This window comes from Levilactobacillus parabrevis ATCC 53295 (assembly GCF_001434055.1).
Taxonomy (GTDB): Bacteria; Bacillota; Bacilli; order Lactobacillales; family Lactobacillaceae; genus Levilactobacillus; species Levilactobacillus parabrevis.
In genome coordinates, this window is the sequence record NZ_AZCZ01000018.1 from 18,464 (window position 1) to 41,069 (window position 22,606).

Consider the following 22,606-nt stretch of genomic DNA (forward strand, 5'->3'; position numbering starts at 1 on the left):
AGTGACTTTATTAAGCTTGGTCAAAGTCGTTGTCGTTTTCGTGGAGACCTGCTAAACTATGAATTGTGGTTAGGGGCCACAGAAAATAACTTAGCTTGGGGGGAGCAAAATGACAAAAGACATGGTTGCTTTAACAGTCTTGGTCATACTAGCAGTTGGCTTCTTAAGCCTGGTGCTAGTGTTAATGAAGTCACCGCTTTGGATCGTCTTTCCACTGGCATTTGCCGGTTTGGCAGCGGTCTGCTACAGCGTTGATGGCTTAGTTGAAAAATTCAAAAATCGCGAACGCGAAGCTTAGTGAAGAAATAAAAGAGGCCAGTGAGCCTCTTTTTTTGTCTTTACAGACCTGTCGCCGGATTGCTAAAATGAAAAGGGTAAAGGCGATGACGACAAGTGAAGAATGAAGAATTGCATGCAGTAGCGGATGGCGGTGACTACCTGAAAGTATTTGCCTGCACGGCAGTGATGCTACAGTCCGTTCTAGGATTCGCTCTAGGGCTGACACAGCCGGTTGCACTTCAGCGTGGTTTGGCGTGGGCCTATCTGCTGGTGAAGTTTACGGCGCCGGCGTTTATCTGTGGCATCCTGTTGACGACCATGCGAACGACGGCTCGTCGACAGCCAACCTATCGGTATTACCTGAAGCAACAGTGGTCGGCACTGTTTTTCCCGACAATCTGCTGGACACTGGCCTACATGCTGATTTTTCCAGGCTTGCAGCAACAGCGGGCCTATCACGATGGACTAAGCTTTGTCTGGCAATTTGTGAATGGCAATGCTGCCCCGCATCTGTGGTATAACACGATGATGTTGCAAATGATTTTCTTAATGCCTCTTTTCTGGGCAATTCGGCGGTTGATTCACAGTCGTTGGACGGCCTGGTGGACGCTGGGATTGACGGCGATTGGTTATCTAGCGTGGGTGGTTTGGTACACGCTACGGGTTTACCCCACGGCTCAGTTTACAGATTGGTATCTCTTGGATCGGATCTTTCTGGGGTTCTTCCCATACGCAATTTTGGGAATCTTGGCGTGGTATGGCTGGTCCACGGTTCAGCGGCAATTGCGTCGTTGGTGGTGGCTGTTGCTGGTGATTGGCGTTGTGGCATTGGTCGAACAGGACCGTACGTTATTGGACTGGTCTTTGCCGGTGAGCTTTAGCCATACCAGCTATTATTTACCGGCGACGGTGATTTACATATTAAGTATTATTGGGCTGATTTTGGCGTTGGCCGGTCATCAACAGTCACGACATTCCCGGTGGCTACCGGTGATTCATCGGCTGGCGGGTTACGCGTACCCCTCGTATTTAGCCAATGTCTTTTGGCTACAGTTAATCTGGCTGCTAGGGGGTGCGGCGTTCACACGTCAACATGTATTGTTAGGAATTGCAAGTTGCTACCTATTAACATGGTGTTGGTCATTTGGATTCACGGCACTACTAGATAAAGCTTTGAAATGGAGGAAGACGAGATGGCAAGAACGCAACCGGTAGAATTGGTAACAATGGTGATGGTGACCGATCCACGGACGGGCAATGTATTGGTAGAAGATAAAGTTAACGTTCCCTGGAAGGCTGGCTACAGTTTTCCGGGCGGTCACGTAGAAGTCGGCGAGAGTTGTGCGGCCGCGGCCATGCGCGAAGTCTTCGAGGAAACGGGATTGTCACTGAAGACGGTTGATTTCTGTGGGACCTGCGAATGGTTCAGCACCGACCGGCAGCAACGAAAGCTGGGCCTTTTGTATCGTGGTGACCAATTTACCGGTGAAATTAAGGCTAGTGAAGAGGGACCCATCTACTGGTTAGCGCCACAGAAATTGACTGTCGAAAATAGTGCTGAGAGTCTACTGACACTGCTACGGGTCTTTCGCAGCGAAGTACCGGCCGTCACTAGTGCTGAATGGAACGGCGAACTTCACGTCGATGCGAGTCAACAACTGTAAATGATTTGAAAATAATCGCGTGGGCCACTACACTGAGGGTAGATCCAAAAGGAAGCGATAATCGTGAAATCCATTAAGGAAACCCAACGCTGGTACGGTTACTTCTTTATCGTACTCAGTGCGGTGGCACTGCTGTTGGCGGCGGTCATAGGAGTCACTTTGCTTCAACGGGCTCTCTTGTTGACGACCGCGTTAACGCTATTGGTCTACGGCCTCACGTATGAAGCGCGGATCACCCGTGACTGGTGGCGAGCTTTGCTGGCTGTCAGTGTGGTGGTGTTAGTTTTGGACGTCGGCGTGACGTTTGCCACGACCTCGGCATTAGTGACACCCTTGCTAAGCTTTTTGTTGCCGCTGGCATTTCTGGCGATTCTGCTGGGTTACTTGCGACGCTATATCAGCCGCTAATCAAAAAATCTCGTCCCCCATTTCGGGTGGCGAGATTTTTTGTCTACTGACGATTAGGCAAATAACGTGACTAAAATATCCCAAGTCATGTGGACGATGATTCCGGGCCACAGTGAACGGCTCTTGGCATACAGCCAACCGAAGAGGGCCCCGAGGGCAGTGACGGTGATCAGGTTACCCACCCAGGTCATCGGACTCATCGCTGGTACCGTGGTTAGGTAGCGTGGAATGTGGAGACTGGCAAAGGCCAGTGCTTGAATCAGGTTAGCTTGGGTGAGACTGAACTTCTTTAGAAGGACGTTGAAGAAGTATCCCCGAAAAAGAAATTCTTCCGCCACACCGACGACCAAGAAATACCGTCCCCAATATTCTGGGGTGAAACTGGGACTAATGCGCAGGCCATGGTGCACGACCCAAAACTCAACTAGGAGATACACCACGATGGCTGCCCAAACGATGTAGCCGGTCGTAAAGTGCCAGTTGGGCCGCCACTGCTCGCGGCGACCGATGGCTAGTTCTTCGGGATGGGCTTGGTGAAGGAGCCAGGCGGCAGCGCCAACCCAGACGATCAGTTTGGTGGCATCGAGGGCTAGCTCCTCTGGCCAGCCATTCAGATGGTGTTCGATAGGGGAATTTACCCCAACCTGGACAATTAACCAGATTAGCCAAAAGCCGATAACTTGAAAGGTGAAGCGACGGGTGGAAATGGTTCGTGACATAGACGGCACTCTTTTCTAAAATTAGGTTTGGTTTTATTATAAGGCTTTTAATGGGATAACGGTGTAAAGCTTCTGTAAGGATTCGTAATTCAAAGTACATGTTATCACTGTTTACATATAATGTGAACAGTGATAACATAGGGCGTAAATAGCGATAACATCGCTTTTCGAGGAGTGTGAGTAATTGTGGCAAAACAACCGTACCATCGTCAAAATTTAGCGGCGGCCATCGCGCAGCAGGCCCGAATTCAATTAGAAAATGAGGGAGCCACCCAGCTTTCTCTGCGTCAAATTGCCCGATTTTTGGCGGTGACGCCGGCTGCCGTTTATCGACATTTTCCGGACAAAGCGAGTCTCTTGGCCCAGCTCCGCACGGATATCGTGGCAGAGATCACGGCTGCTTTGCGGGAAGGAGTCTTGGATTCGGCCAACGCCAAGGCCATGCTCCAACGGATGGTGACCAATCTCCTGGACTATGCGCGAGCACATCCAAACGCCGTCGCCTTCAGCCTGACCGGACCATTACCCGTGCCACAGAGCCTACAGACAGTGGTGACCTTACTGGCGGCCCAACAACAGGTTACGACGCCGGTTGAACAGGTCACGCCGGCCATCTGGACGTTTTTACTGGGCGTCTTACTGCGGTTGCCATTTACGGAGATTGATGAAGCGTGGGTGACGGCTCATCTGTTGGCGTTGCTTGGAGGGTAAGCATTTAAATTCGGAGTGGCGGTGAGTAATACTACCGCCCTGAATGTTTTAGTAAAATCAAAATGGCCAGTAAAAATGTTTAGTTAATAATTTACTGGCTACTATGCCGACTGGGGTTACTGGTTGCCATGCTAGCGCCGTTCACTAAATTAAAAAGCAATGAGGAATTTCACGAGATTTTTACAATCAACCATGCTAGACTTAATCTAACTAAAAAAATGGAGGCGGATAGCCATGGCGACACAGGAACAGGATTTTCTGGCATTGGTTAAGCAAATCAACCTATTAGATATGAATTTAACGCTGATTGATTGGGATTCTCACACGAACTTACCGCAGGACGGGGCAAGTTTTCGGGGTGAATTGACCGGCTACATCAGCGGACAGGAGCTGGCTTTGCGGACGGGGACGGCAATGGGGCAATTCCTCGATTACTTTGCGGCACACCCTACGGCACTCGACGAGAAGGGTCAGCAGGTCTTGCGACTGGTCAAGAAGGATTATGATCTGAATCATGACATCCCCGCCGAAGACTACGCAGCGTACCAGCAGGTTGTTTCCGATGCCCAACAGGTCTGGGAACAGGCCCGCGTGGCTCAAGACTTCAGCTTGCTGCAACCGTATTTGGAAAAAATCGTGGCATTCAAGAAGCAGTTCATTCCTTACTGGAAACGAGGCCAAGCGACCGATTACGACGTGCTCCTCGATCAGTTTGAACCGGGGATGACCGTGGTCCAATTGGACCCTATCATGGCTACCCTGAAGGCCGGCATTCAAAAGATTCAACGGACCTTAGCAACGCGGGGCACGCAGCCCAGAACGGACTTCATGAGTCGTGCGGTTCCCGAGGCTGTGCAAGAACGGTTGGTTAGAGCGACCGTCTCGCGGCTGGGCTACGACTTCAAAAAGGGGAACCTGTCACGGAGCACGCATCCCTTCACCGTGGCTTTGAATCGTGGGGATGCCCGGATCACCAACCGCTACGGCGTCCACGACTTTCAAATGGCCCTGCTTGGTGGCATTCACGAGGCGGGTCATGGCCTGTACATGCAAAACTTCAATCCCGATTACGACTACACGCCGCTGGCGGATGCGCCATCGATGGGGTTGCATGAATCACAGTCATTGTTCAATGAAATCTTTATCGGTCGTAACGCGGCGTTCTGGCAAGGTGAATATGGTCGCTTCCAGCAGACAACTGGCGATATCTTTGCGGACATTGACGAGGCGACCTTCTACCAGGGATTCATGGCAACCAAGCCAACCATGATCCGGACGGAAGCCGACCCGTTGACGTATCCGCTCCACATCGTCGTGCGCTACGAGCTCGAGAAGGCGTTGTTTAATGGCGACACCACGGTAGCGGAGTTACCCGCACTGTGGCGGCAAAAGTACCAGGAATACCTGGGGATCACGCCCGCTAACGACACGGAGGGTATTCTCCAAGACATTCACTGGGCGGGTGGCGACCTGGGATACTTCCCAACGTATCTGCTGGGCCAAATCTACGCGGCTCAGTTCTATCACACCATGAGCCAGGCATTGCCGGTTACCGATATCTTGGCCAGTGGGGACTATTCGCAGATTACCCAGTGGCGTAAGGATAATATCCACTGGTTCGGTGCTAGTTTGACGCCCCAGGCCTTGATCAAGCAGGTTTCCGGGGAAGCCCTCAATCCGCAGTATTGGTTAGATTGGATGACGGCAACCTTTGAAAATGCCTACCAGGTTCCTAAATAATTGCTTTACTTCCTAAAAGTAAGTGGTAAACTTAATGCCAGCGTTTGAATCACCACTCATCGCTCTAAAATGATGACAACTTTAAAAGTGAGGTTTTTTAAATTATGGAAACTAAGTTTATTGAATTAGCTAAGCAACGGCGCAGCATCTACGCATTAGGCAAGAACGTTGCCTCCTCTCAGGACGAATTGGTCGAGCTGATTAAAGCCAGCATTAAGCAAGGACCCTCTGCCTTTAACAACCAGACGACGCGGGCCATCATTTTATTTGATGATTCCCACGACAAACTCTGGGACATCGTTGCCGGTTCACTGCGTAAGGTTGTCAAGGACGATGCTGCTTTCGCTAAGACACAGGCTAAGATCAACGGCTTCAAGGCTGCCTATGGAACCATCCTGTACTTTACCGAAACCAAGACGGTTAGAGAGTTTGAAGAGAACTTCCCACTATACGCGGACAACTTCCAAGATTGGTCCGAACAGTCACAAGGGAACGCGCAGTATGCCGTGTGGACGTCACTCGCCGAAAACGGCTTGGGTGCGAACCTCCAACACTACAATCCTCTGATTGACGACGCTGTCCGTGAAGCTTTCAATGTCCCAGCAAGCTGGCGGTTACGGGCACAGATGGACTTTGGGTCCATTGAATCCCCGGCCGATACTAAGACCTACATGGATGATGACGAACGTTTCCGGGTTTTTAAATAATCTGCTAATGCAAAATGGATTTTGCCGAAGAAGGGCAAGATCCATTTTTTGGCATAACTTCTGTTTTAAGGGGACACTCCGAGCATGATGGGTGAGATCGTGATGGTTGTTGATGGCCTTCGATTTGTGCCGAGGGCCTGTGCACATGAACGTGAGGCTTTAGTCACCAATCGGCCTATCAAAGGATAGCATCGACTGGTTAGCACCCAAACGCAACCCAATAATCGTAGATTAACTAAGCGTTATCTGGCGCAAGTTATGCTAAAATGAAAATTAGTGAAGTAGTGACTTGATTAGGAGGTCAATTTGCATGCAAAAGAGAATTGCCATCATCGGTGGCGGTATCGTTGGTGCCACCGCGGCTTATTATTTGAGTAAATTACCAGGTAGTGAAAAGATCAAGGTCACGCTGTTTGATGACGATGTGGGCCAGGCGTCAAAGGCCGCAGCGGGGATCATTTCACCGTGGCTCTCTAAGCGCCGGAATCAGCAGTGGTACCGCCTGGCCAAGGCCGGTGCCGATCTCTATCCGGAATTGATCCACGATGCGCAGCTGGGTACCGACGTCTATCAACAGACGGGGACCATCGTGACGCGTGAGGATGAAGCGGACCTGGAAACACTGTTTGCATTGGCCCAAGATCGGCGTAAGACCGCCGCAACCATGGGGGATGTTGCCACGTTAACGGCGCAAGAGGTACAGGACCAGGTGCCATTATTGACTAATCCGCAACCCGGTGTTGTCATTACCGGGGGGGCACGGGTCGATGGTGCTGCCTTGGTTAACGGCCTGCTAGCGAGTGCCAGCAAACGCAACCTGAAAGTCAGTCACGAACGCGTCAAGCTCAATGCACAGGGACAAGTCATCACGTCACTGGGGGCGCGTCAATTTGATCGCGTCATCCTGGCTGTCGGGGCCTGGCTCAAGGAATTGATTGCCCCATTGGGAGTGAACGCCGACGTTCGACCACAGAAGGGTCAACTGATTGAGCTCGCCGTGAAAGACTATCCCTTACAAGAACACATGCCCGTCGTGATGCCTGAAGGTGAACGGGACTTTGTACCATTTGGTCACGGGAAGCTGATCGTTGGGGCCACCCATGAAGACGATGGCAAGTTCGATATCAGCGTCAATTCGGAAGTGACGGCCGACCTGTTGGGCAGTGCCCAGCGACTGGTCAAGAGTGTTACGGCGGATAGTCTCACCGGTGTGCGGGTCGGTACACGGGCCTACACCAGCGACTTCGCCCCATTCTTTGGGCTGGTTCCGGAACACGAGGACTTCCTGGTGGCGTCCGGTTTAGGCTCATCAGGGTTGACGACTGGTCCTCAGATCGGGAAGTTTCTAGCGGGTTCCGCATTGTATGGCGGGACACCGGACTGGAGCCAGTACGAGAAGCCACTGACGACTTATTTAGCCTCCTCCGCGGAGTGAAGGGCCTGATTGGCCAACGTGTGTGCGCCCTGGTTCTGTTTCTCAGGGACCCATTGCGTCAGCACCAACTGAAAGGGTGCCTGAGCGGCTAGGAGTGCGTCCACAAGGTTTTGGTAATGTTTTGCATAATGTTTCTGTAAACTATCGCTAACAATCTGGCTATCGGTATAGAATAAGACGGTAGTCGTTGCGCAAGCGTCCCCGGCAATCTCTGCCAGTCGTTGAAATCCCAATCGGGCGATCTCGAACTCGGCAGCGTGATTGTTGGTGGCAGACAGGCGGCTCTTGAGTTGGGTCTGTTCGTGGTCGTGAATGATCAGAATGCCCCCAGCACTCAGGCCGCTTTGTGGTTGTGTTGCGGCATCGGTATACAAAGAAAACACAGAATCACTCCAATCTTTTTCGTGAGGTGTTGTAAATTATGATAACCCAAGAACGGCGATTTTTGTATCAACCCAACCCCGTTAGCAGCATTATTAATTGGAGTTGGACGCTGATGGTCCTGATGGTTGGGGCCATCTTCTGGCTGGAAGTGACCCACTTTAACTGGTGGACGCTCGGCTTCTTCGTGGCCTTTGCTATTTTATGTTGGGTGGAGGTTCACTATCGTAATATCACCATGGCCAATGGTGTCTTGACGGTTAGCACCGTCTTGAACCATCGCCATCTGGTCATTCCACTGGCGCACGTCAGCGCGGTCCGCGTTTCGCGTTATCGGATGGGGATCGTTGCCCAGGGTAAAATCTATCAATTTTTACTGCCCCGTAACTCGGCCATTGAATTGGCTGGGCTGATTCAAGCTGCCATGCCGGGAACAGTGAAGGAGGAAATCAATTGAGCGACATTGAAATTTCACAGGGAACACCGTTAGAACCTATCGAAAAAATTGCGGCAAAGGTGGGGTTAACGCCCGATCAAATCGAACCCTACGGTCACACTAAGGCTAAGATCAACCTGCCACTGGCCGGCGATCATCAAACGGGGAAACTCGTTTTGGTCACGTCGATCAACCCAACTCCGGCTGGGGAGGGAAAATCGACCGTTGTCGTCGGCCTGGGGGATGCCATGAACCGTGCGGGCCACAAGACCGTGCTGGCGCTGCGGGAACCCTCAATGGGCCCCGTCATGGGACTCAAAGGTGGCGCGACCGGTGGGGGCTATGCTCAGGTAGTGCCCATGGAAGATATCAACCTGCATTTTACGGGGGACTTCCACGCCTTGACCGAGGCTCACGATACCTTGGCGGCGTTGATTGACAATCATATTCAACAAGGCAACGAATTACGGCTCGATCCGCGGCGTATCGTGTGGAAACGGGTGCTGGATATCAATGACCGTGAGCTGCGGCAAACGGTCATCGGTCTCGGTGGTCGCACGTCTGGGGTACCACGCCAGGATGGCTTTGACATCACGGTTGCCAGTGAACTGATGGCGGTCTTGTGCTTGAGTGAAGACCTCAGCGACTTAAAGCGCCGGGTCAACCGTATTCTGATCGGTTACAACGAGGACAAGGAGCCGGTCACGGTCGGTGATCTGAAGGTTGGCGGGGCAATTACCCTGTTACTGAAGGATGCCATCAAGCCTAACCTGGTCCAGACGTTGGAACACAACCCAGCCATTATTCATGGGGGGCCATTTGCTAACATCGCCCACGGGTGTAACTCCGTCTTGGCGACGCAGACCGCGTTGCAACTCGGCGACTACGCCGTGACTGAAGCCGGCTTCGGGGCCGACCTCGGTGGTGAGAAGTTCATGGATATTAAGACACCGGTGCTCGGCAAGACACCGGATGCCGTGGTCATTGTGGCTACCGTTCGGGCGCTGAAGTACAACGGTGGTGTCAAGCGTGCTGACTTGGAAACGGAAAACGTGGCGGCTCTCCAGACGGGAAGCGCCAACCTGAAACGGCACATCGCCAGCATGCAACAGTACGGCGTGCCGGTGGTCGTGGCCATCAATCGCTTCACCAGCGATACCGATGCCGAAATTGCTGCACTGACGGCCAACATCGAAGCGCTGAACGTGCCCGTTGCAACGACGACGGTGTGGGCCGATGGTGGTGCCGGGGCTATGGACCTGGCTGACAAGGTCGTTGCGGCAACGCAGCAGCCCAGTCACTTTACCCGTTTAACGCCAGAACATGCCGATCTGGTCACCCAGATGACGGCCATTACGCAGAAAATCTACGGTGGGGCTAAGGTTGAACTATCGACCAAGGCGACTCGTCAACTGAAGACCTTTGCCAAGCATGGTTGGGACAAACTGCCCGTCTGCATGGCCAAGACACAGTATTCACTGACTGATGATGCCCACCAGCTCGGGGCGCCCACGGACTTTACGATTCACGTCCGCGAGTTCGCGCCACGGTTAGGTGCCGGCTTCGTGGTTGCCTTGACGGGAAACGTCTTGACAATGCCGGGGTTGCCTAAACATCCAGCGGCGTTGGATATGGATATTGACGCTGACGGGAAGATTACGGGCCTGTTCTAGACTATCTGAATCCGATTATTAAAATTATTTTGTGAACGGTCAACCTACCGGAGTTGGCCGTTTTTTTATATCGTCGCGCAATTAATGTGAACTTTGACAGTCGGTGCGTCAGTGCTAAACTAGCCAATAGTGGGAGGAATTTAGTATGAAAAAAGTGATTCAAATCATGACGATTATCGGTGTTGGCATTGGCCTTTCAAGTGTTGTCAGTATGACGGCTTCTGCAAGTAGCCAGTATTCGGCTTCGCGTGCCAGTTCGGTACGGTTAGTTTGGCGGAAGGCCATGAAACGGCATGCTTACACGGCAACGACCGGTTCACGGTTCTCGAAACACCTCAGCATCCGTTATGGCAACAATAAGACGACGGCGAAGGTGACGTGGTACACGGATGCCCATGAAATGTTGTATAAGAAGTACGCGGGACACAATGCCATTTACTATCACGTGAAGAGCGCAGATGGATCCTTGCAGGGGTGGATCTGGCGTGGTTACCTGAAGGCTAGAAATGGCAAAACGACGAAGACACAGGTCACAGATGATGTGACTGTCGATAGTAAAACTATGATTCGGACCATGTTTCCTAAGTCTACATACAATTCAAAATTGACGGATGCGGCAAACTCCTTTGAAACGATTGATGATTCCGCTGACGTTAACGAACTGCGTAGCCAAGAAGGCATGAGTCAGGTGATTTCCAGATACGTGTCATTCAAGAGGATGAAGTATATCGATTTTTACAGCAAAAATCCGGCTAGTATGAAGTCGATTGACCAAGCCCTGACTGCTCAGGGATACGATGCGGCAACCAGGAAGAACTTCAAAGGGTGGTCCGTTGGTGGTAGTGTCACGGGGCTAGATGATGCGCTGGAAGGCATTGACCCAGGAGAAGGTATTATTTATCTCATTCAACAATAGTCAGTTTTTCCGAGAGGCGGTCATCAGTGGTGGTGACTGCTTTTTTTAGATCCGCTTTTAACTTGAATCAGCTGAGCTGAATACTTAGAATTGTCTCTCAGTCGGCACTAACGTCATTCGGTGAACAGATTGTCGCCAATAAAAAGATGCCGTTTGAGCTGTCTCGGATAAGCTCAGAGGAAAAACGCAGCCAAATAGTTAGAAGAACATGACACGATTAAGGCGATGAACAATCATCGCTTTTTTTACACTCTCCATTTACTACTAATGTAATTTTCACAATTTTAGTCTCATAATTTTTCAAAATAGCTGTAATATTTGTTTTAATTCGCAATTCATTGCGGAGATGATCGATCGGCAAAACTCCGGCTAAACGCCAAACTCGGCACGTGTTCACTCGTCATCACACCCCAACAAGAATTCTGTTGCCCCTGAATCCATAACCCCCATGAAATGGTTCTCCAATTTTTATTTTGCCCAAACCGTCAGAGCCCGGCTTTTTCTGGTATAATTTTCAACAACGACTTATAGGAAAGGTGCTCCAGAAGTTATGCTGATTGCTGATACCATCTTAATTATTCTGCTGGTTGGGCTCGACCAGTGGATCAAATACGCCGTGGTGGCCAACATCCCCCTCGGTGGCGAACAGAGCTTCATCCCCGGGCTGGTATCGTTGACCCACTTGCGCAACGATGGGGCCGCCTGGAGTATCTTACAGGGCCAAATGTGGTTCTTTGCCGTCATCGCCATCGTGGCGTTGGGCGTCATGGGCTACTTCTTCTGGCAGTACCGCAATCGTGGTGAACACTGGCCGGAAGAATTGGGGCTCGCCCTAATGATGGCCGGAACCATTGGGAACTTCATCGACCGGCTCACACAGGGTTACGTCGTCGACATGTTCCAACTCGACTTTATTAATTTTCCAATCTTTAACTTTGCCGACAGTTGTTTAACGGTCGGTGTGATATTTATTGCGATCGGGGTCTTTCTCGCCGATCGTCGGGAGGCACATTAATGCAAACACATGAATTTACGGTAACGGAGACGGCGCGGCTGGATAAGCTCGTTGCCGAAACGGTAACCACAATTTCTCGCTCACAGGCCAAAGGCGCCATTGAAGCGGGACAGATCACGGTAGACGGCCAACCGGCCAAGCCAAAGGATAAACCGGCCGTGGGGGCTACAATTCACATTGAATTGCCCGCCCCACAGCCACTCGATGTCACTCCGGAAAACATTCCGCTGGATATCGTTTACGAAGACGATGATGTCATCGTCGTGAACAAGCCGCAGGGGATGGTCGTTCATCCCGCACCGGGGCATCCTAATCACACGTTGGTCAACGCACTCCTGTATCATAGCCCCTTGTCTAGCATCAATGGGACGTTGCGGCCGGGGATTGTGCATCGCATTGATAAGGATACATCGGGCTTACTGATGGTGGCCAAGAACGACCACGCCCATCAGAGCCTCTCTGCGCAACTGCAGGCCAAGACCAACCTCCGAGAGTACGTGGCAATCGTGCACGGTAACTTCAAGGAAGAAGAGGGCGTAATTCGCGCGCCACTTGGTCGGGCGCCTAAGGACCGTAAGAAGCAGGCCGTCGTGGCCGATGGTCGCCCTGCCGTGACTCATTTCCGCGTATTGGAACGCTACGGCAACTACACGCTGGTTTCCTGTCGCTTGGAGACCGGTCGGACCCATCAGATCCGCGTGCACATGGCGTACATTAACCATCCGGTTGCGGGTGATCCGTTGTATGGCCCTAAGAAGACGCTAAAGGGTGAAGGTCAGTTCCTGCACGCTCGCGAATTAGGGTTCGTCCACCCGACAACGGGTGAGCAGTTAGACTTCACTGCGCCCGTTCCGCCGCACTTTATGGCGGTCGTCAATAAGCTACGGCACGAGGCCGGTTTACCGGTTGACAAAGTAATCTAAGCTTTTTAAACTAAATGTACGAGATAAGCGGGTTTGCCGGTAGCTAGGCGGGCGGGTTTCTTCACCATTTTGCCGAAGAGATCTGCCCGTTTCCTGCACATGAACGCGTGAAACTTTAAGGAGGAATTTAAGATGGCAAAGGTAGTTGTGGACGCAATGGCAATGCAACGGGCCCTGACCCGAATCACATATGAAATTATTGAAAGAAACAAGGGTGTCGATGACCTCGTTATTCTAGGCATCAAGACGCGTGGCGTGTATTTAGCACGACGAATTGCCAGCCGCTTACAACAACTGGAGAACGTGACGGTACCAGTCGGCGACCTCGACATTACGTCGTATCGCGACGATATCGAACACGACGCTGCGACCGATCCTACGGTATCTGCAGCGAACATCAACTTTTCAGTCGCCGGCAAAAAAGTAATTCTGGTCGATGACGTTCTGTACACGGGTCGCACCATTCGGGCCGCAATGAGTGCCGTCATGGATCTTGGCCGGCCGAAGTCTATTAACCTGGCCGTCTTGGTCGATCGTGGACACCGGGAGCTGCCAATTCGGGCCGACTTTGTGGGCAAAAATATTCCTAGCTCTCAGCGCGAACGGATCAAGGTCTCCGTCAGTGAGATTGACGACCGCGACGCCGTGGAAATCCAACAGGCATAGACTTGACGAAGGGGCCGATTTAGCATGGAAAAACGCTATTTGATTTTAGAAGACGGCTCGGCCTACGCCGGTGAAGGATTTGGTGCCGGCGCGACAACGAGTGGCGAAGTCATTTCCAACTTGAATCTCTTAGGCTATCAGGAAACAATCACCGATCAGATTTATCACAACCAAATCATCATTTTTGCGCAGCCAGCCATTGGTAACGTGGGGATCAACCACGATAGTTACGAGTCGATTCTGCCCACGGCTAAGGGGATGGTGGTCCGCGATGTCACGAACATCTCGACCAACCGCCTGTCCCGGCTGTCGCTTGATGAATTTTTACAACAACACAACATTCCGGGGATCAGTGGCATCGATACCCGCCACCTGATTCGTAAGCTCCGCAAAATGGATGGGCCGGTCAAGGGGAGTATCGTGGACGTTGCGGACGCCCACGCCTTTGATCAGCTCAACGCCACGGTGCTGACGAATCGCCAGGTCGATCAGGTCGCCACGCCCAAACCGTATCCCAACCCGGATACCGGTAAGAACGTGGTCGTGATCGACTTTGGGCTGAAACACGGGATTTTACGGCAGTTGTCCGAGCGCCGGTGCAACGTCACGGTTCTACCATGGACAGCGAGTGCTCAAGACGTGCTGAACTTGGATCCGGATGGGGTGCTCCTGTCGACGGGGCCTGGTTCACCCTTAGACCTCGGTGAAGGGGTCTTAGAGATGATTAGAGCCGTTCAAGCGGAGATTCCGTTATTCGCTATTGGCTTGGGCCACGAGCTCTTTGCGCTGGCTAATGGGGCGAAATTAGAGGCACTGCCCGTGGAGTATCACGGCAGTAGCCATCCCATTCGCCGGATCATTACGAACGATATTATTTATGCCACGCAGGGTCAGGGATACGCCGTCACCGCCAAGACGATTGACCGTGACCGGCTGATCACCACCTACGTGGACCTGATCAACGGCACCGTTCAGGGACTGCGACACCGTGACTACCCAGCATTCTCCGTGCAGTTCTTCGCGGATGGTGCACCGGGACCTCATGAGAGTCGGGACCTGTTTGATGAATTCATGGAAGCCATGACAGCACGGCGGGAGGGATAAGTTTGCAGAACTTGGATGACTTACAAAAAGTTTTGATCATTGGGAGTGGTCCGACGGAAATTGGTCATGAGACCGAGCTCGACAGTGCCACCGTCCAGATCATTACGGGCTTCAAGAAACACGGCGTCCGGACGCTGGTGATCGATAACAATCCATTCTCCGTGGCGCTGGAAGAAATTCAGCCAACCAACATGTACGTCCAGGCGGTGACGACCGCTAACGTGCGACACATCATTGAACGTGACCAGCCGGATGCCATCTTACCGACGCTGGGTGGCCTGCTGGGTATTCGAATCACTCAGGAGCTCATTGAAAATGGTGATATTGGTCGTTTTGGCGTCACTATTTTAGGGATGCCCGCTGCGACTCTACGGCAGATTAACAATCCAGCCGCCTTAAACGCCACGCTCAAGGAGATTCACGAGCCAGTCATCGAGGCACAGGTCGTGTCTACAGAAGACGAGGCTCTGGGGTTGGTTGAGTCGATTGGTTTTCCACTGATTGTAAAGCCGGTGGCACCACGCTTGGATACCAACCGCACAATCTGTGAAAATGTCGATGACATGCTGGACGCCCTGAATCAGGGGTTCGCTCAGTCACGATTTGACCAATGTACGCTGGAACGCAGTGTCGTTGGTTACAAGGAAATTGAAATGGTTGCGGTTCGCGATGTGGCCGATACCAAGATCCTGATCGCAGGGTTGGAAAATATCGACACCGTTGGGATTCACTCGGGAGACTCGATTGTGGTGACGCCACCACAAACGTTGAATGACCGGGAGTACCAAGACCTGCGGGACGCCACCTTTCGGATTGCAACCGAACTGGGAATTGTGGGAGTCATCCACATTCACTTTGCGTTGAATCCAAATAATCAGCATTTCTACGTGACTAAGATTGCCCCGTACTTTACGCGAGGGGTGGCCTTGGCCGCGCGGACGACCGGTTATCCACTGGCGCTGGTCACCGGCGCTCTGCTGATCGGTCAACGACTCGTCGACATCAAATTGCCGAGCCGCTTTGTTAAGCAGACCGCTATCATGGAGCCGACCATCGACCATGTCAGCGTGCGCATCCCAATCTGGCCCTTCCAGGAGGTACCCGATGCCGATCAACACTTGGATACCGTCATGAAGGCGGTTGGGTCCACGGTTGGTGTGGGCCGGTCTGTCGAAGAGGCTATGTTAAAGTCCGTGCGGAGTTCGCAGTTCTCGCCTCGAGATGTGCTACCCAGCGTCAGCAACCTAACCGACGGGGAAATGATCAGTCAATTGATTCATCCGTTGGCTAACCGGATTCTGGTGCTGATTGAAGCACTTCGGCGCGGGTACACCCCCGATGAACTGAGTGAACTGACCAAGATCGATGTCTTCTACTTCGTTAAGCTCCAACATTTATTGAAAATCGAGAAACAAATCAAGGAAAATCCCCTGGACGTGGACACACTCAAGGATGCCCGCTACTACGGGTTTGGGGATGGGATGATTGCCCGCATCTGGCAGACGGATACGGCAACCATTCGGCGATTGTCTGCCGAGGCGGATATCAAGCCGACCTACAAGATGATTGAGCCTACCGCTGGGGAGTTTGACGAGCATGCTAGTGGCTACTACAGTACCTTTGAGTATGAGAACGAAAGCAAACCATTAGGCGACCGGACGGCATTGGTACTGGGACGTGGTGGTAATCAGCTCGGTCCCAACTCCGCAGCGGAGTATTTCACAACTGAAATGCTCAAGCAGCTGAAGCGAGCGGGGTATCACACGATCCTGATGAATACCAATCCAAATGCCATCGGGATTGCCCCTGAATTCACGGATAAGCAGTACGTCGATCCCATTCAACTGGGTGACGTGCTCAACGTGATCAAGGTCGAGCACCCCGACATCGTCATTGTTCCAGGAAATCGGCATTACCTGACACGTGAGCTGGGTAAGCTGAACTTGAATCTGCATGTGCTGCCCCCAGATCAGGAGAGTAGTAAGTCACAACCGAAGACAGCGACCATCAGTGTGAGTCTGTTCGTCCACAAGCAACACAAGATTGCGGTGGGGGTCATGGACATGATTGCCCCGGGGATGAATCAGGATATCGCCCAAGTCACCGCCTTTCGGATGCCCGCTGAACGGGCCAAAGCTGATCGACTGAAGTTGGTCGAACAAGCTAAGGAAGCCGTTAGCGAGCATCAGCTGACGGGGATGGTGCAAGTGTTATTTGCACCGAAGAGCAAGGACAGTCAACAACTGACGGTCGTTGGCATCCGACCGACGCGTTTGACGGAGATGGCCTTTCTGAGTAAAGTCACCGGCGTCAACTGGGTACGAATGCTCACCCGACAACACATCGGAACGCTGGACGAGAAGGAACTGGCCGCCATTAAGATTGACCTGAATAGTAAGCGTGTCGCCTTAATGAACGCCGTCTTCCCATTCCAGCAGCTCCACGTCTTGAACCGGCCGGGAACGACCGATCAGGAAATGGGGGCCACAATTGCCTTTGGGTCGAGTGAGGCCTTAACTCTGAGTAATTTGAGCGATACCGAACAGCTCGATAAGATTATTAACCGGACGATTTAACAGCCGGTATTCTTCGGGAATAAAAAAGAAATTGTAACTAGCAAAAAGTACGCCATCAACGTTAATTGATGGCGTACTTTTTATTTGGAAATTATTTGTATCGTACAATTAAGCTAATTATCTGCTAGCTTTTCGACTAAGTCACTTTCAGGCGTGACGTAAACGGTCCGTTGGCCGGTAAAGATCACGTAACCGGGTTTGGCACCGTTAGGCTTATGCAGACGCTTGACTGGCAGGTAGTCCACGGGAACGTTGCTGGAGGCCCGCCCCTTGGAGAAGTAAGCAGCTAGATTAGCGGCTTCCATGATGGTTGCCTCACTAGGGTCATCGTCGTGAATGATGACGTGAGACCCCGGCATATCCTTTACGTGCAACCAGATGTCGGTTCGCTTAGCCGTGTGCAGGCTGAGTTGATCATTTTGCAGGTTGTTCTTCCCAACAGAGATCTTGGTGCCATCGCTGGCAGTGAACCGATCTGGCTTGCTGACCTTTTGCCGTTTTTGCTTCTTGTTCTTCTTTTGGTGATCGTGGTCGCGGAGGTAGCCACCTTGTTGGAGCTCCAAGCGAATGTCGACGAGGTCCTTAGGTGCGGCCAGTTCGATCTGGGCCATGATGTTAGAGAAGTAGTCCACATCGGCCTGGGTAATTTTAAGCTGTTCGTTAACGTAGATCACCGCATTTTTAGCCTTTTGATACCGTTTGAAGTACTTTTGCGCATTTTGGTTTGGAGAGAGTTGATTGCTGAGCTTGATCTTCAGTGGATTATTCTCATCGTAAAAGTTGGGTAGGGAAACTTCGGTTTGACCACGGTCAACTTGGTTGAGATAAGTCGTGAGGATTTCACCCTTGATGCGGTAGTCATCGGCGTTCTCTGTCTCGGCTAGCGTTCGCTGTAATTTTTTGAGCTTGTTGCGGTTCTTCTTAAGTTCATTACGAACGACCCGAATCAAGACGCTCCCTTGTTGCTGAACACGGTCCCGTTCGGCCTTGTCCTGATAATAGGCATCCAGTAGCGCGGACAGGCTTTCAGAGGTGTGTTGCGTGCCAGCCGTCGGATAAGGAAAGGCGGTAAAGCTGGTCTTGCCCTTTGGCGAAATGGTCAGCGTGGGTTGTGGCGCGTCGAAACGAGCGAAGAAGTCACGGAAATGTTGGTCAGCGTCGCCGGGTTCGTGTAGAACCGTTGACAGTGCGGCGACCGTATCCTTGCCCAGTCCCTGGTATTGATGTTGCAAGGTTTGAGCGAGAACCTCTTCGTTGGGGAAGTCGCGTAAGGTTTGGGCGAGATCGGCCCGGGGACCATCGAAGGGGTTGTCGAGGTCCTGCTTCGGTGGGGTGATGTATTGTGCACCCGGGAGCAGTAACCGGTAACGGTTCTGATCGGAGCCGACGTGCTTGATAGCGTCTAGGATCTTACCACTGGCACTGTCGACGAGAATGACGTTACTGTGCCGGGCCATGATTTCGATGATCAGGAGCAGTTCCTGCTGATCCCCTAATTCGTTACGCGACGTAAAGTGGAGGTGAACGACCCGGTCGTTAGCGGCCTGGGTGATGCCTTTGACGATGGCTCCCTGCAGGTATTTCCGGAGAATCATCGTGAAGTTGGTGGGAATGGGTGGGTTGACGTAAGGAATCTGCGTCACTTGGATCCGCGCGTAGGTTGGATTAGCCGAAAGAAGGATCGGATAATTATGGCCGTTGGTGCGAATCGTCAGGACGACTTCGTTATCGTAAGGTTGGTTAATCTTACTAACGCGGCCGGTCGTCAGATTTTGGCTGAGTTCCTGAACCATTGCGTGGGTAAAGGATCCGTCAAATGACATGGAAACAACACCTTTCTAGTGAAAATTTTATTTTTAAAAGAGATTTGTGATGGTGGGGGAGCTGTCTGTGCGGGCTCACGGATGAATAAGAATCCGGATAATGGCGAAGGATTATTCGTGAGCTAAGTTGAAGCTGATAAGCGTTCGGTCACAGATGGATTCCTAAAAATGACGCAACTTTAAGTATAACTGGCCGGTGGATTAAGTGCAAAGAAGATCCCTTATAATCCCAATAATATTAAGATAAAATCGTCATCAAATTGACTTGTGGTTAGCAAGCAAATCGTTGTACAATACAAGCAAAGGAGTGAGGGCAAAATGAAATCCAGTCTAGCCGCGTTAATGGCCATCAATAAGGTGCAGCAAACGCTGCTGCAGCGGATGACCAAGCAGCATCACCTGACCGTTTCCGAGTGGCAGTTACTCGACCACATTGGCGGCGGTGAAAATACCCAAGAAATTCTTGCCCAACAAACGAAGTTGGATACCTCGACTTTGAGTCGTCAACTGAAGGGCTTGGTTGCCAAAGACATGGTCACCAAGAAAGCCATTGGGCGAGACAAACGACAGTTGGTATATACAATAACGGATAACGGTACAGAAACGGCCGCCACAATCAATACGGCGTTTGAGACCTTATCCGATGATGTTTTTGAACATTGGTCAACCGATGAACGCAATTTATTACAAATATTATTAAACCGGCTCGATAAGAGTATGGACCGGCAACGTACCGTCAAGGAACCTTGAGGACGTTTGAGCATAAGGAGTGAATGATTATTCAGCAAAGATTAGTTGTGATTTCTTTAGATGCAATGGGGAGTCGAGACTTGGATGAACACTTAGAAGAGTTGCCCAACCTGCGGCGCCTGGTGGTCACGGGAACCCGAGTTAGAAAGGTGCGGGGCATTTATCCGACATTGACTTATCCCTCACATACCACGATCATTACCGGGCAGTACCCGGCGGTTCACGGTATCGTGAATAATACCAAAATGCAGCCGCAACGGCAGTCACCAGATTGGTACTGGTATCAACGTGATGTGAAGGTGCCAACGCTGTATGATCTTGTACGACAAAAGCACGAGAAAACCGCGGCTTTCTTGTGGCCCGTTACGGCTGGAAGTAAAATTACTTATAACCTAGCAGAGATCTTTCCCAACCGAATCTGGACGAATCAAGTGCTCGTTTCGTTAAAGGCTAGCAGTCCGGCCTTTCTGCTGCGGATGAATCAGCGTTACGGTCACTTGCGGCGGGGAATTCAACAACCAGAGCTGGATGACTTTATCACGGCCTGTGCAATTGACACACTGGTCCATAAGAAGCCGACGTTGACCCTGATTCACCTGGTCGATATGGATAGCATGCGCCATCGTTACGGGGTTCGGTCGGAAGAGGCGATGGCGGCTCTGAAACGTCTAGATGCTCGAGTCGGCAAGTTGATTGATGCGACGATTGCGGCGGGAACCTTCTCGGCTACGAACTTTGCCATTCTAGGCGATCACTACCAGATCAACGTGGATCACATGATTCACTTGAATCAGGCTTTTGCTAAACGTGGGTGGTTGACGCCTACAGCCAACGGGACGGTTAAGAACGACTGGCACGTGTGGGCCAAGTCCTGCGATGGGAGTACTTACGTGTATACCCGCAACTTTGCGGATAGCAAGCACCTGCAACAAGTGCTCGAAGAGACTCCCGGGGTTGCCCGGGTGATCGATGGTCGCACGGCAGCTAAACGCGGTGCCGACCCGCACTGCCGGTTCATGGTAGAGGCGGATGCTGGATATTACTTTACGGATGAGACCGGTCGTCCTGATGTGGTGGAGGCGGTTGACCCAGAGAGTCTCGGGCAACCGGACCGCTATCACGGAGTTCACGGGTATGATCCGGATAAGCCGGATTATTTTACCACGCTGGTACTGAACGGACCGGCGATTAAACCTAACCAAATCATTGATGAGGCACGGCTGATCGCTGAGGCGCCAACCTTTGCGAAACTCCTGAATGTGCAGTTCCCTGAAAAATTACCGGGCCAAGCTTTGACCGCGGCCTTTAAGGAGGGCCACGATGACGTTAAATAAGGAGCAGTGGAGTTGGGTTTTCTACGACTGGGCCAACTCTGGTTACGGCATCATCGTGACCACGGCAGTCCTGCCAATCTACTTTAAGGGTGTTGCCGAGAGCAGTGGGGTTGCGGCGGCGAATGCCACGGCCTACTGGGGTTATGCCAATAGTTTTGGAACGCTACTCGTGGCCATCTTGGCGCCCTTCCTGGGAGCGTTGGCCGACTACCGGGGATTCAAGAAGCGTCTGATGACTGGATTTGCCAGTCTGGGGATGGTGATGACATTGGGGTTAGCCCTGTTGCCGTCCTCGCAGTGGCAGTGGTTGCTGTTGATCTATATTCTGTCGATTTTAGGGTATTCGGGTGGTAATCTTTTCTATGATAGCTTTTTGACTGATGTCAGTGATGATCGGCAAATGGACCGGTTGTCCAGCGTGGGTTACGGCTTTGGCTATTTAGGGGGCGTGATTGCCTTTCTCCTGTTTATGGTTCTCGAGTTCACCAATGGCTTTGGTCAGCTGTCGAGTCTGGCTGTTGCGCGCTGGGGGTTCGCCTTAGCGGCCGTGTGGTGGATCGTCTTCTTCATCCCGTTCCAGCGTAACGTGCACCAACGTCACGCCTTAGACGTCGCGTCAGCGCCACTGAAGCAGAGCTGGCATCGCGTCTGGCAGACCATTATTCATCTGCGGCAACATAAATACTTAGCTTGGTTCCTGATTGCTTACTTCTGTTATATCGATGGGGTCGATACCATCTTTACCATGGCGACCTCCATCGGCTTAGACATTGGCATTAACAGTACCACGTTGATCATGGTACTGCTGGTCGTCCAACTGGTGGCTTTTCCGTTTTCCATCTTCTACGGGTGGCTAGCCGGTAAGACGAGTACGCGGACGGGGATTCTCATTGCGATTATGGTTTACCTGGTAATCTGTGTGGATGCCTTGAATCTAAAATCGACTACGGACTTTTGGATTCTAGCCGTGCTGGTTGGGACGAGTCAAGGGGGGATTCAAGCCCTATCTCGGTCCTACTTCGGTCGGTTGGTCCCTAAGGAGCGGTCGAGTGAGTTCTTTGGTTTCTATAACATTTTGGGAAAGTTTTCGGCAGTGCTGGGCCCCATTTTGGTTGGGGTCATTACCCAAATGACGGGACAATCCCGTATTGGGGCGGCATCGCTGTCGATCTTGTTTGTAATTGGTCTGATAATTTTTCTCACAATTCCACGGTCGGCGACGGGTAAATCCTAGTCGTCTCGTCAAAATTATGGTATTCTAGTTTTTGAAACTTAATTTTGACCCCCAGTGGACTTCTGTTTTTTTGTTATTCTGCTGGCCGTACCAGTTGATCCTGCTCACTGAG

General features: G+C 51.7%; 22 protein-coding genes. 19 read left to right on the top strand and 3 right to left on the bottom strand.

Features of this window, described 5'->3' with window-relative positions; all coding sequences use genetic code 11:
* Window positions 1–109 precede the first annotated feature (109 nt).
* The 4 genes from FD07_RS06240 (at window position 110) to FD07_RS06255 (ending at window position 2,351) form a co-directional block, all read left to right on the top strand.
* On the top strand, window positions 110–298 hold the full coding sequence (locus tag FD07_RS06240; protein WP_020089280.1) for a hypothetical protein: 189 nt from the start codon (window positions 110–112) through the stop codon (window positions 296–298).
* Window positions 299–393: 95 nt separating this feature from the next.
* The gene (locus FD07_RS06245; protein WP_020089281.1) at window positions 394–1,494 is read left to right on the top strand and encodes an acyltransferase family protein; all 1,101 of its coding nucleotides are present in this window, start codon (window positions 394–396) and stop codon (window positions 1,492–1,494) included.
* Window positions 1,473–1,943 (top strand): 8-oxo-dGTP diphosphatase, encoded by a 471-nt coding sequence (locus tag FD07_RS06250; RefSeq protein ID WP_020089282.1) that lies wholly within the window; start codon window positions 1,473–1,475, stop codon window positions 1,941–1,943. Before FD07_RS06245 ends, FD07_RS06250 begins: the two co-directional genes overlap by 22 nt.
* A 63-nt stretch (window positions 1,944–2,006) precedes the next feature.
* Entirely contained in the window at window positions 2,007–2,351 is a 345-nt protein-coding gene (locus FD07_RS06255) for a hypothetical protein (protein ID WP_020089283.1), read from the top strand.
* Between the two features lie 53 nt (window positions 2,352–2,404).
* On the opposite strand, the gene FD07_RS06260 is transcribed toward FD07_RS06255, so the two are convergent.
* The gene (locus FD07_RS06260; RefSeq protein ID WP_020089284.1) at window positions 2,405–3,070 is read right to left on the bottom strand and encodes a CPBP family intramembrane glutamic endopeptidase; all 666 of its coding nucleotides are present in this window, start codon (window positions 3,068–3,070) and stop codon (window positions 2,405–2,407) included.
* Between the two features lie 186 nt (window positions 3,071–3,256).
* Between FD07_RS06260 and FD07_RS06265 the strand changes: the two genes are divergently transcribed.
* The 4 genes from FD07_RS06265 (at window position 3,257) to FD07_RS06280 (ending at window position 7,663) form a co-directional block, all read left to right on the top strand.
* Window positions 3,257–3,781 carry a TetR/AcrR family transcriptional regulator gene (locus tag FD07_RS06265; RefSeq protein ID WP_020089285.1) on the top strand — a complete coding sequence of 175 codons (525 nt, stop codon included), beginning with the start codon at window positions 3,257–3,259 and terminating at the stop codon, window positions 3,779–3,781.
* A 234-nt stretch (window positions 3,782–4,015) separates the two neighbouring features.
* On the top strand, window positions 4,016–5,521 hold the full coding sequence (locus tag FD07_RS06270; protein ID WP_020089286.1) for a carboxypeptidase M32: 1,506 nt from the start codon (window positions 4,016–4,018) through the stop codon (window positions 5,519–5,521).
* Window positions 5,522–5,625: 104 nt separating this feature from the next.
* On the top strand, window positions 5,626–6,228 hold the full coding sequence (locus FD07_RS06275) for a nitroreductase family protein (protein WP_020089287.1): 603 nt from the start codon (window positions 5,626–5,628) through the stop codon (window positions 6,226–6,228).
* 310 nt (window positions 6,229–6,538) lie between these two features.
* Entirely contained in the window at window positions 6,539–7,663 is a 1,125-nt protein-coding gene (locus FD07_RS06280) for an NAD(P)/FAD-dependent oxidoreductase (RefSeq protein ID WP_020089288.1), read from the top strand.
* Here FD07_RS06280 and FD07_RS06285 read toward each other — a convergent pair.
* Entirely contained in the window at window positions 7,639–8,046 is a 408-nt protein-coding gene (locus FD07_RS06285) for a ribonuclease HI family protein (protein ID WP_020089289.1), read from the bottom strand. The two genes, FD07_RS06280 and FD07_RS06285, sit on opposite strands and share 25 nt — an antisense overlap.
* Window positions 8,047–8,084: 38 nt before the next feature.
* On the opposite strand from FD07_RS06285, the gene FD07_RS06290 reads away from it, so the two are divergent.
* From FD07_RS06290 to FD07_RS06325, 8 genes are all read left to right on the top strand, one after another.
* Entirely contained in the window at window positions 8,085–8,501 is a 417-nt protein-coding gene (locus FD07_RS06290; RefSeq protein WP_020089290.1) for an EbsA family protein, read from the top strand.
* Window positions 8,498–10,153 carry a formate--tetrahydrofolate ligase gene (locus tag FD07_RS06295; RefSeq protein WP_020089291.1) on the top strand — a complete coding sequence of 552 codons (1,656 nt, stop codon included), beginning with the start codon at window positions 8,498–8,500 and terminating at the stop codon, window positions 10,151–10,153. The genes FD07_RS06290 and FD07_RS06295 overlap by 4 nt, the downstream gene beginning before the upstream one ends.
* Window positions 10,154–10,298: 145 nt before the next feature.
* Window positions 10,299–11,069, top strand: coding sequence for a hypothetical protein (locus tag FD07_RS06300; RefSeq protein ID WP_020089292.1), 771 nt, complete (start codon window positions 10,299–10,301; stop codon window positions 11,067–11,069).
* A gap of 550 nt (window positions 11,070–11,619) precedes the next feature.
* On the top strand, window positions 11,620–12,084 hold the full coding sequence (lspA, locus tag FD07_RS06305) for a signal peptidase II (RefSeq protein WP_020089293.1): 465 nt from the start codon (window positions 11,620–11,622) through the stop codon (window positions 12,082–12,084).
* Window positions 12,084–13,007 carry an RluA family pseudouridine synthase gene (locus FD07_RS06310; RefSeq protein WP_020089294.1) on the top strand — a complete coding sequence of 308 codons (924 nt, stop codon included), beginning with the start codon at window positions 12,084–12,086 and terminating at the stop codon, window positions 13,005–13,007. Before lspA ends, FD07_RS06310 begins: the two co-directional genes overlap by 1 nt.
* 132 nt (window positions 13,008–13,139) lie before the next feature.
* Window positions 13,140–13,673 (top strand): bifunctional pyr operon transcriptional regulator/uracil phosphoribosyltransferase PyrR, encoded by a 534-nt coding sequence (gene pyrR, locus FD07_RS06315; RefSeq protein ID WP_020089295.1) that lies wholly within the window; start codon window positions 13,140–13,142, stop codon window positions 13,671–13,673.
* Window positions 13,674–13,697: 24 nt separating this feature from the next.
* Window positions 13,698–14,777, top strand: coding sequence for a carbamoyl phosphate synthase small subunit (locus FD07_RS06320; protein ID WP_020089296.1), 1,080 nt, complete (start codon window positions 13,698–13,700; stop codon window positions 14,775–14,777).
* A gap of 2 nt (window positions 14,778–14,779) precedes the next feature.
* The gene (locus FD07_RS06325; protein WP_020089297.1) at window positions 14,780–17,353 is read left to right on the top strand and encodes a carbamoyl phosphate synthase preATP-grasp domain-containing protein; all 2,574 of its coding nucleotides are present in this window, start codon (window positions 14,780–14,782) and stop codon (window positions 17,351–17,353) included.
* A gap of 113 nt (window positions 17,354–17,466) precedes the next feature.
* Here the strand turns inward: FD07_RS06325 and FD07_RS06330 are convergent, their stop codons facing one another.
* Window positions 17,467–19,176: an NFACT RNA binding domain-containing protein gene (locus FD07_RS06330; RefSeq protein ID WP_020089298.1), complete on the bottom strand. Its 1,710-nt coding sequence runs from the start codon at window positions 19,174–19,176 to the stop codon at window positions 17,467–17,469.
* A 318-nt stretch (window positions 19,177–19,494) separates the two neighbouring features.
* On the opposite strand from FD07_RS06330, the gene FD07_RS06335 reads away from it, so the two are divergent.
* From FD07_RS06335 to FD07_RS06345, 3 genes are read left to right on the top strand one after another with little or no spacing between them, the layout of a single operon-like run.
* The gene (locus FD07_RS06335; protein ID WP_020089299.1) at window positions 19,495–19,926 is read left to right on the top strand and encodes a MarR family winged helix-turn-helix transcriptional regulator; all 432 of its coding nucleotides are present in this window, start codon (window positions 19,495–19,497) and stop codon (window positions 19,924–19,926) included.
* 23 nt (window positions 19,927–19,949) lie between these two features.
* Window positions 19,950–21,260, top strand: coding sequence for an alkaline phosphatase family protein (locus tag FD07_RS06340; RefSeq protein ID WP_020089300.1), 1,311 nt, complete (start codon window positions 19,950–19,952; stop codon window positions 21,258–21,260).
* A complete protein-coding gene (locus FD07_RS06345; protein WP_020089301.1) occupies window positions 21,247–22,494 on the top strand; it encodes an MFS transporter in 1,248 nt (415 codons plus the stop codon). The genes FD07_RS06340 and FD07_RS06345 overlap by 14 nt, the downstream gene beginning before the upstream one ends.
* The last annotated feature ends 112 nt before the right edge of the window (window positions 22,495–22,606 follow it).

Coding starts and splice junctions, on each gene's coding strand:
- FD07_RS06240 (WP_020089280.1), top strand. CDS start 110: ATGACAAAAGACATGGTTGCTTTAACAGTCTTGGTCATACTAGCAGTT.
- FD07_RS06250 (WP_020089282.1), top strand. CDS start 1,473: ATGGCAAGAACGCAACCGGTAGAATTGGTAACAATGGTGATGGTGACC.
- FD07_RS06260 (WP_020089284.1), bottom strand. CDS start 3,070: ATGTCACGAACCATTTCCACCCGTCGCTTCACCTTTCAAGTTATCGGC.
- FD07_RS06270 (WP_020089286.1), top strand. CDS start 4,016: ATGGCGACACAGGAACAGGATTTTCTGGCATTGGTTAAGCAAATCAAC.
- FD07_RS06275 (WP_020089287.1), top strand. CDS start 5,626: ATGGAAACTAAGTTTATTGAATTAGCTAAGCAACGGCGCAGCATCTAC.
- FD07_RS06280 (WP_020089288.1), top strand. CDS start 6,539: ATGCAAAAGAGAATTGCCATCATCGGTGGCGGTATCGTTGGTGCCACC.
- FD07_RS06290 (WP_020089290.1), top strand. CDS start 8,085: ATGATAACCCAAGAACGGCGATTTTTGTATCAACCCAACCCCGTTAGC.
- FD07_RS06300 (WP_020089292.1), top strand. CDS start 10,299: ATGAAAAAAGTGATTCAAATCATGACGATTATCGGTGTTGGCATTGGC.
- lspA (WP_020089293.1), top strand. CDS start 11,620: ATGCTGATTGCTGATACCATCTTAATTATTCTGCTGGTTGGGCTCGAC.
- FD07_RS06310 (WP_020089294.1), top strand. CDS start 12,084: ATGCAAACACATGAATTTACGGTAACGGAGACGGCGCGGCTGGATAAG.
- pyrR (WP_020089295.1), top strand. CDS start 13,140: ATGGCAAAGGTAGTTGTGGACGCAATGGCAATGCAACGGGCCCTGACC.
- FD07_RS06320 (WP_020089296.1), top strand. CDS start 13,698: ATGGAAAAACGCTATTTGATTTTAGAAGACGGCTCGGCCTACGCCGGT.
- FD07_RS06330 (WP_020089298.1), bottom strand. CDS start 19,176: ATGTCATTTGACGGATCCTTTACCCACGCAATGGTTCAGGAACTCAGC.
- FD07_RS06335 (WP_020089299.1), top strand. CDS start 19,495: ATGAAATCCAGTCTAGCCGCGTTAATGGCCATCAATAAGGTGCAGCAA.
- FD07_RS06340 (WP_020089300.1), top strand. CDS start 19,950: ATGATTATTCAGCAAAGATTAGTTGTGATTTCTTTAGATGCAATGGGG.
- FD07_RS06345 (WP_020089301.1), top strand. CDS start 21,247: ATGACGTTAAATAAGGAGCAGTGGAGTTGGGTTTTCTACGACTGGGCC.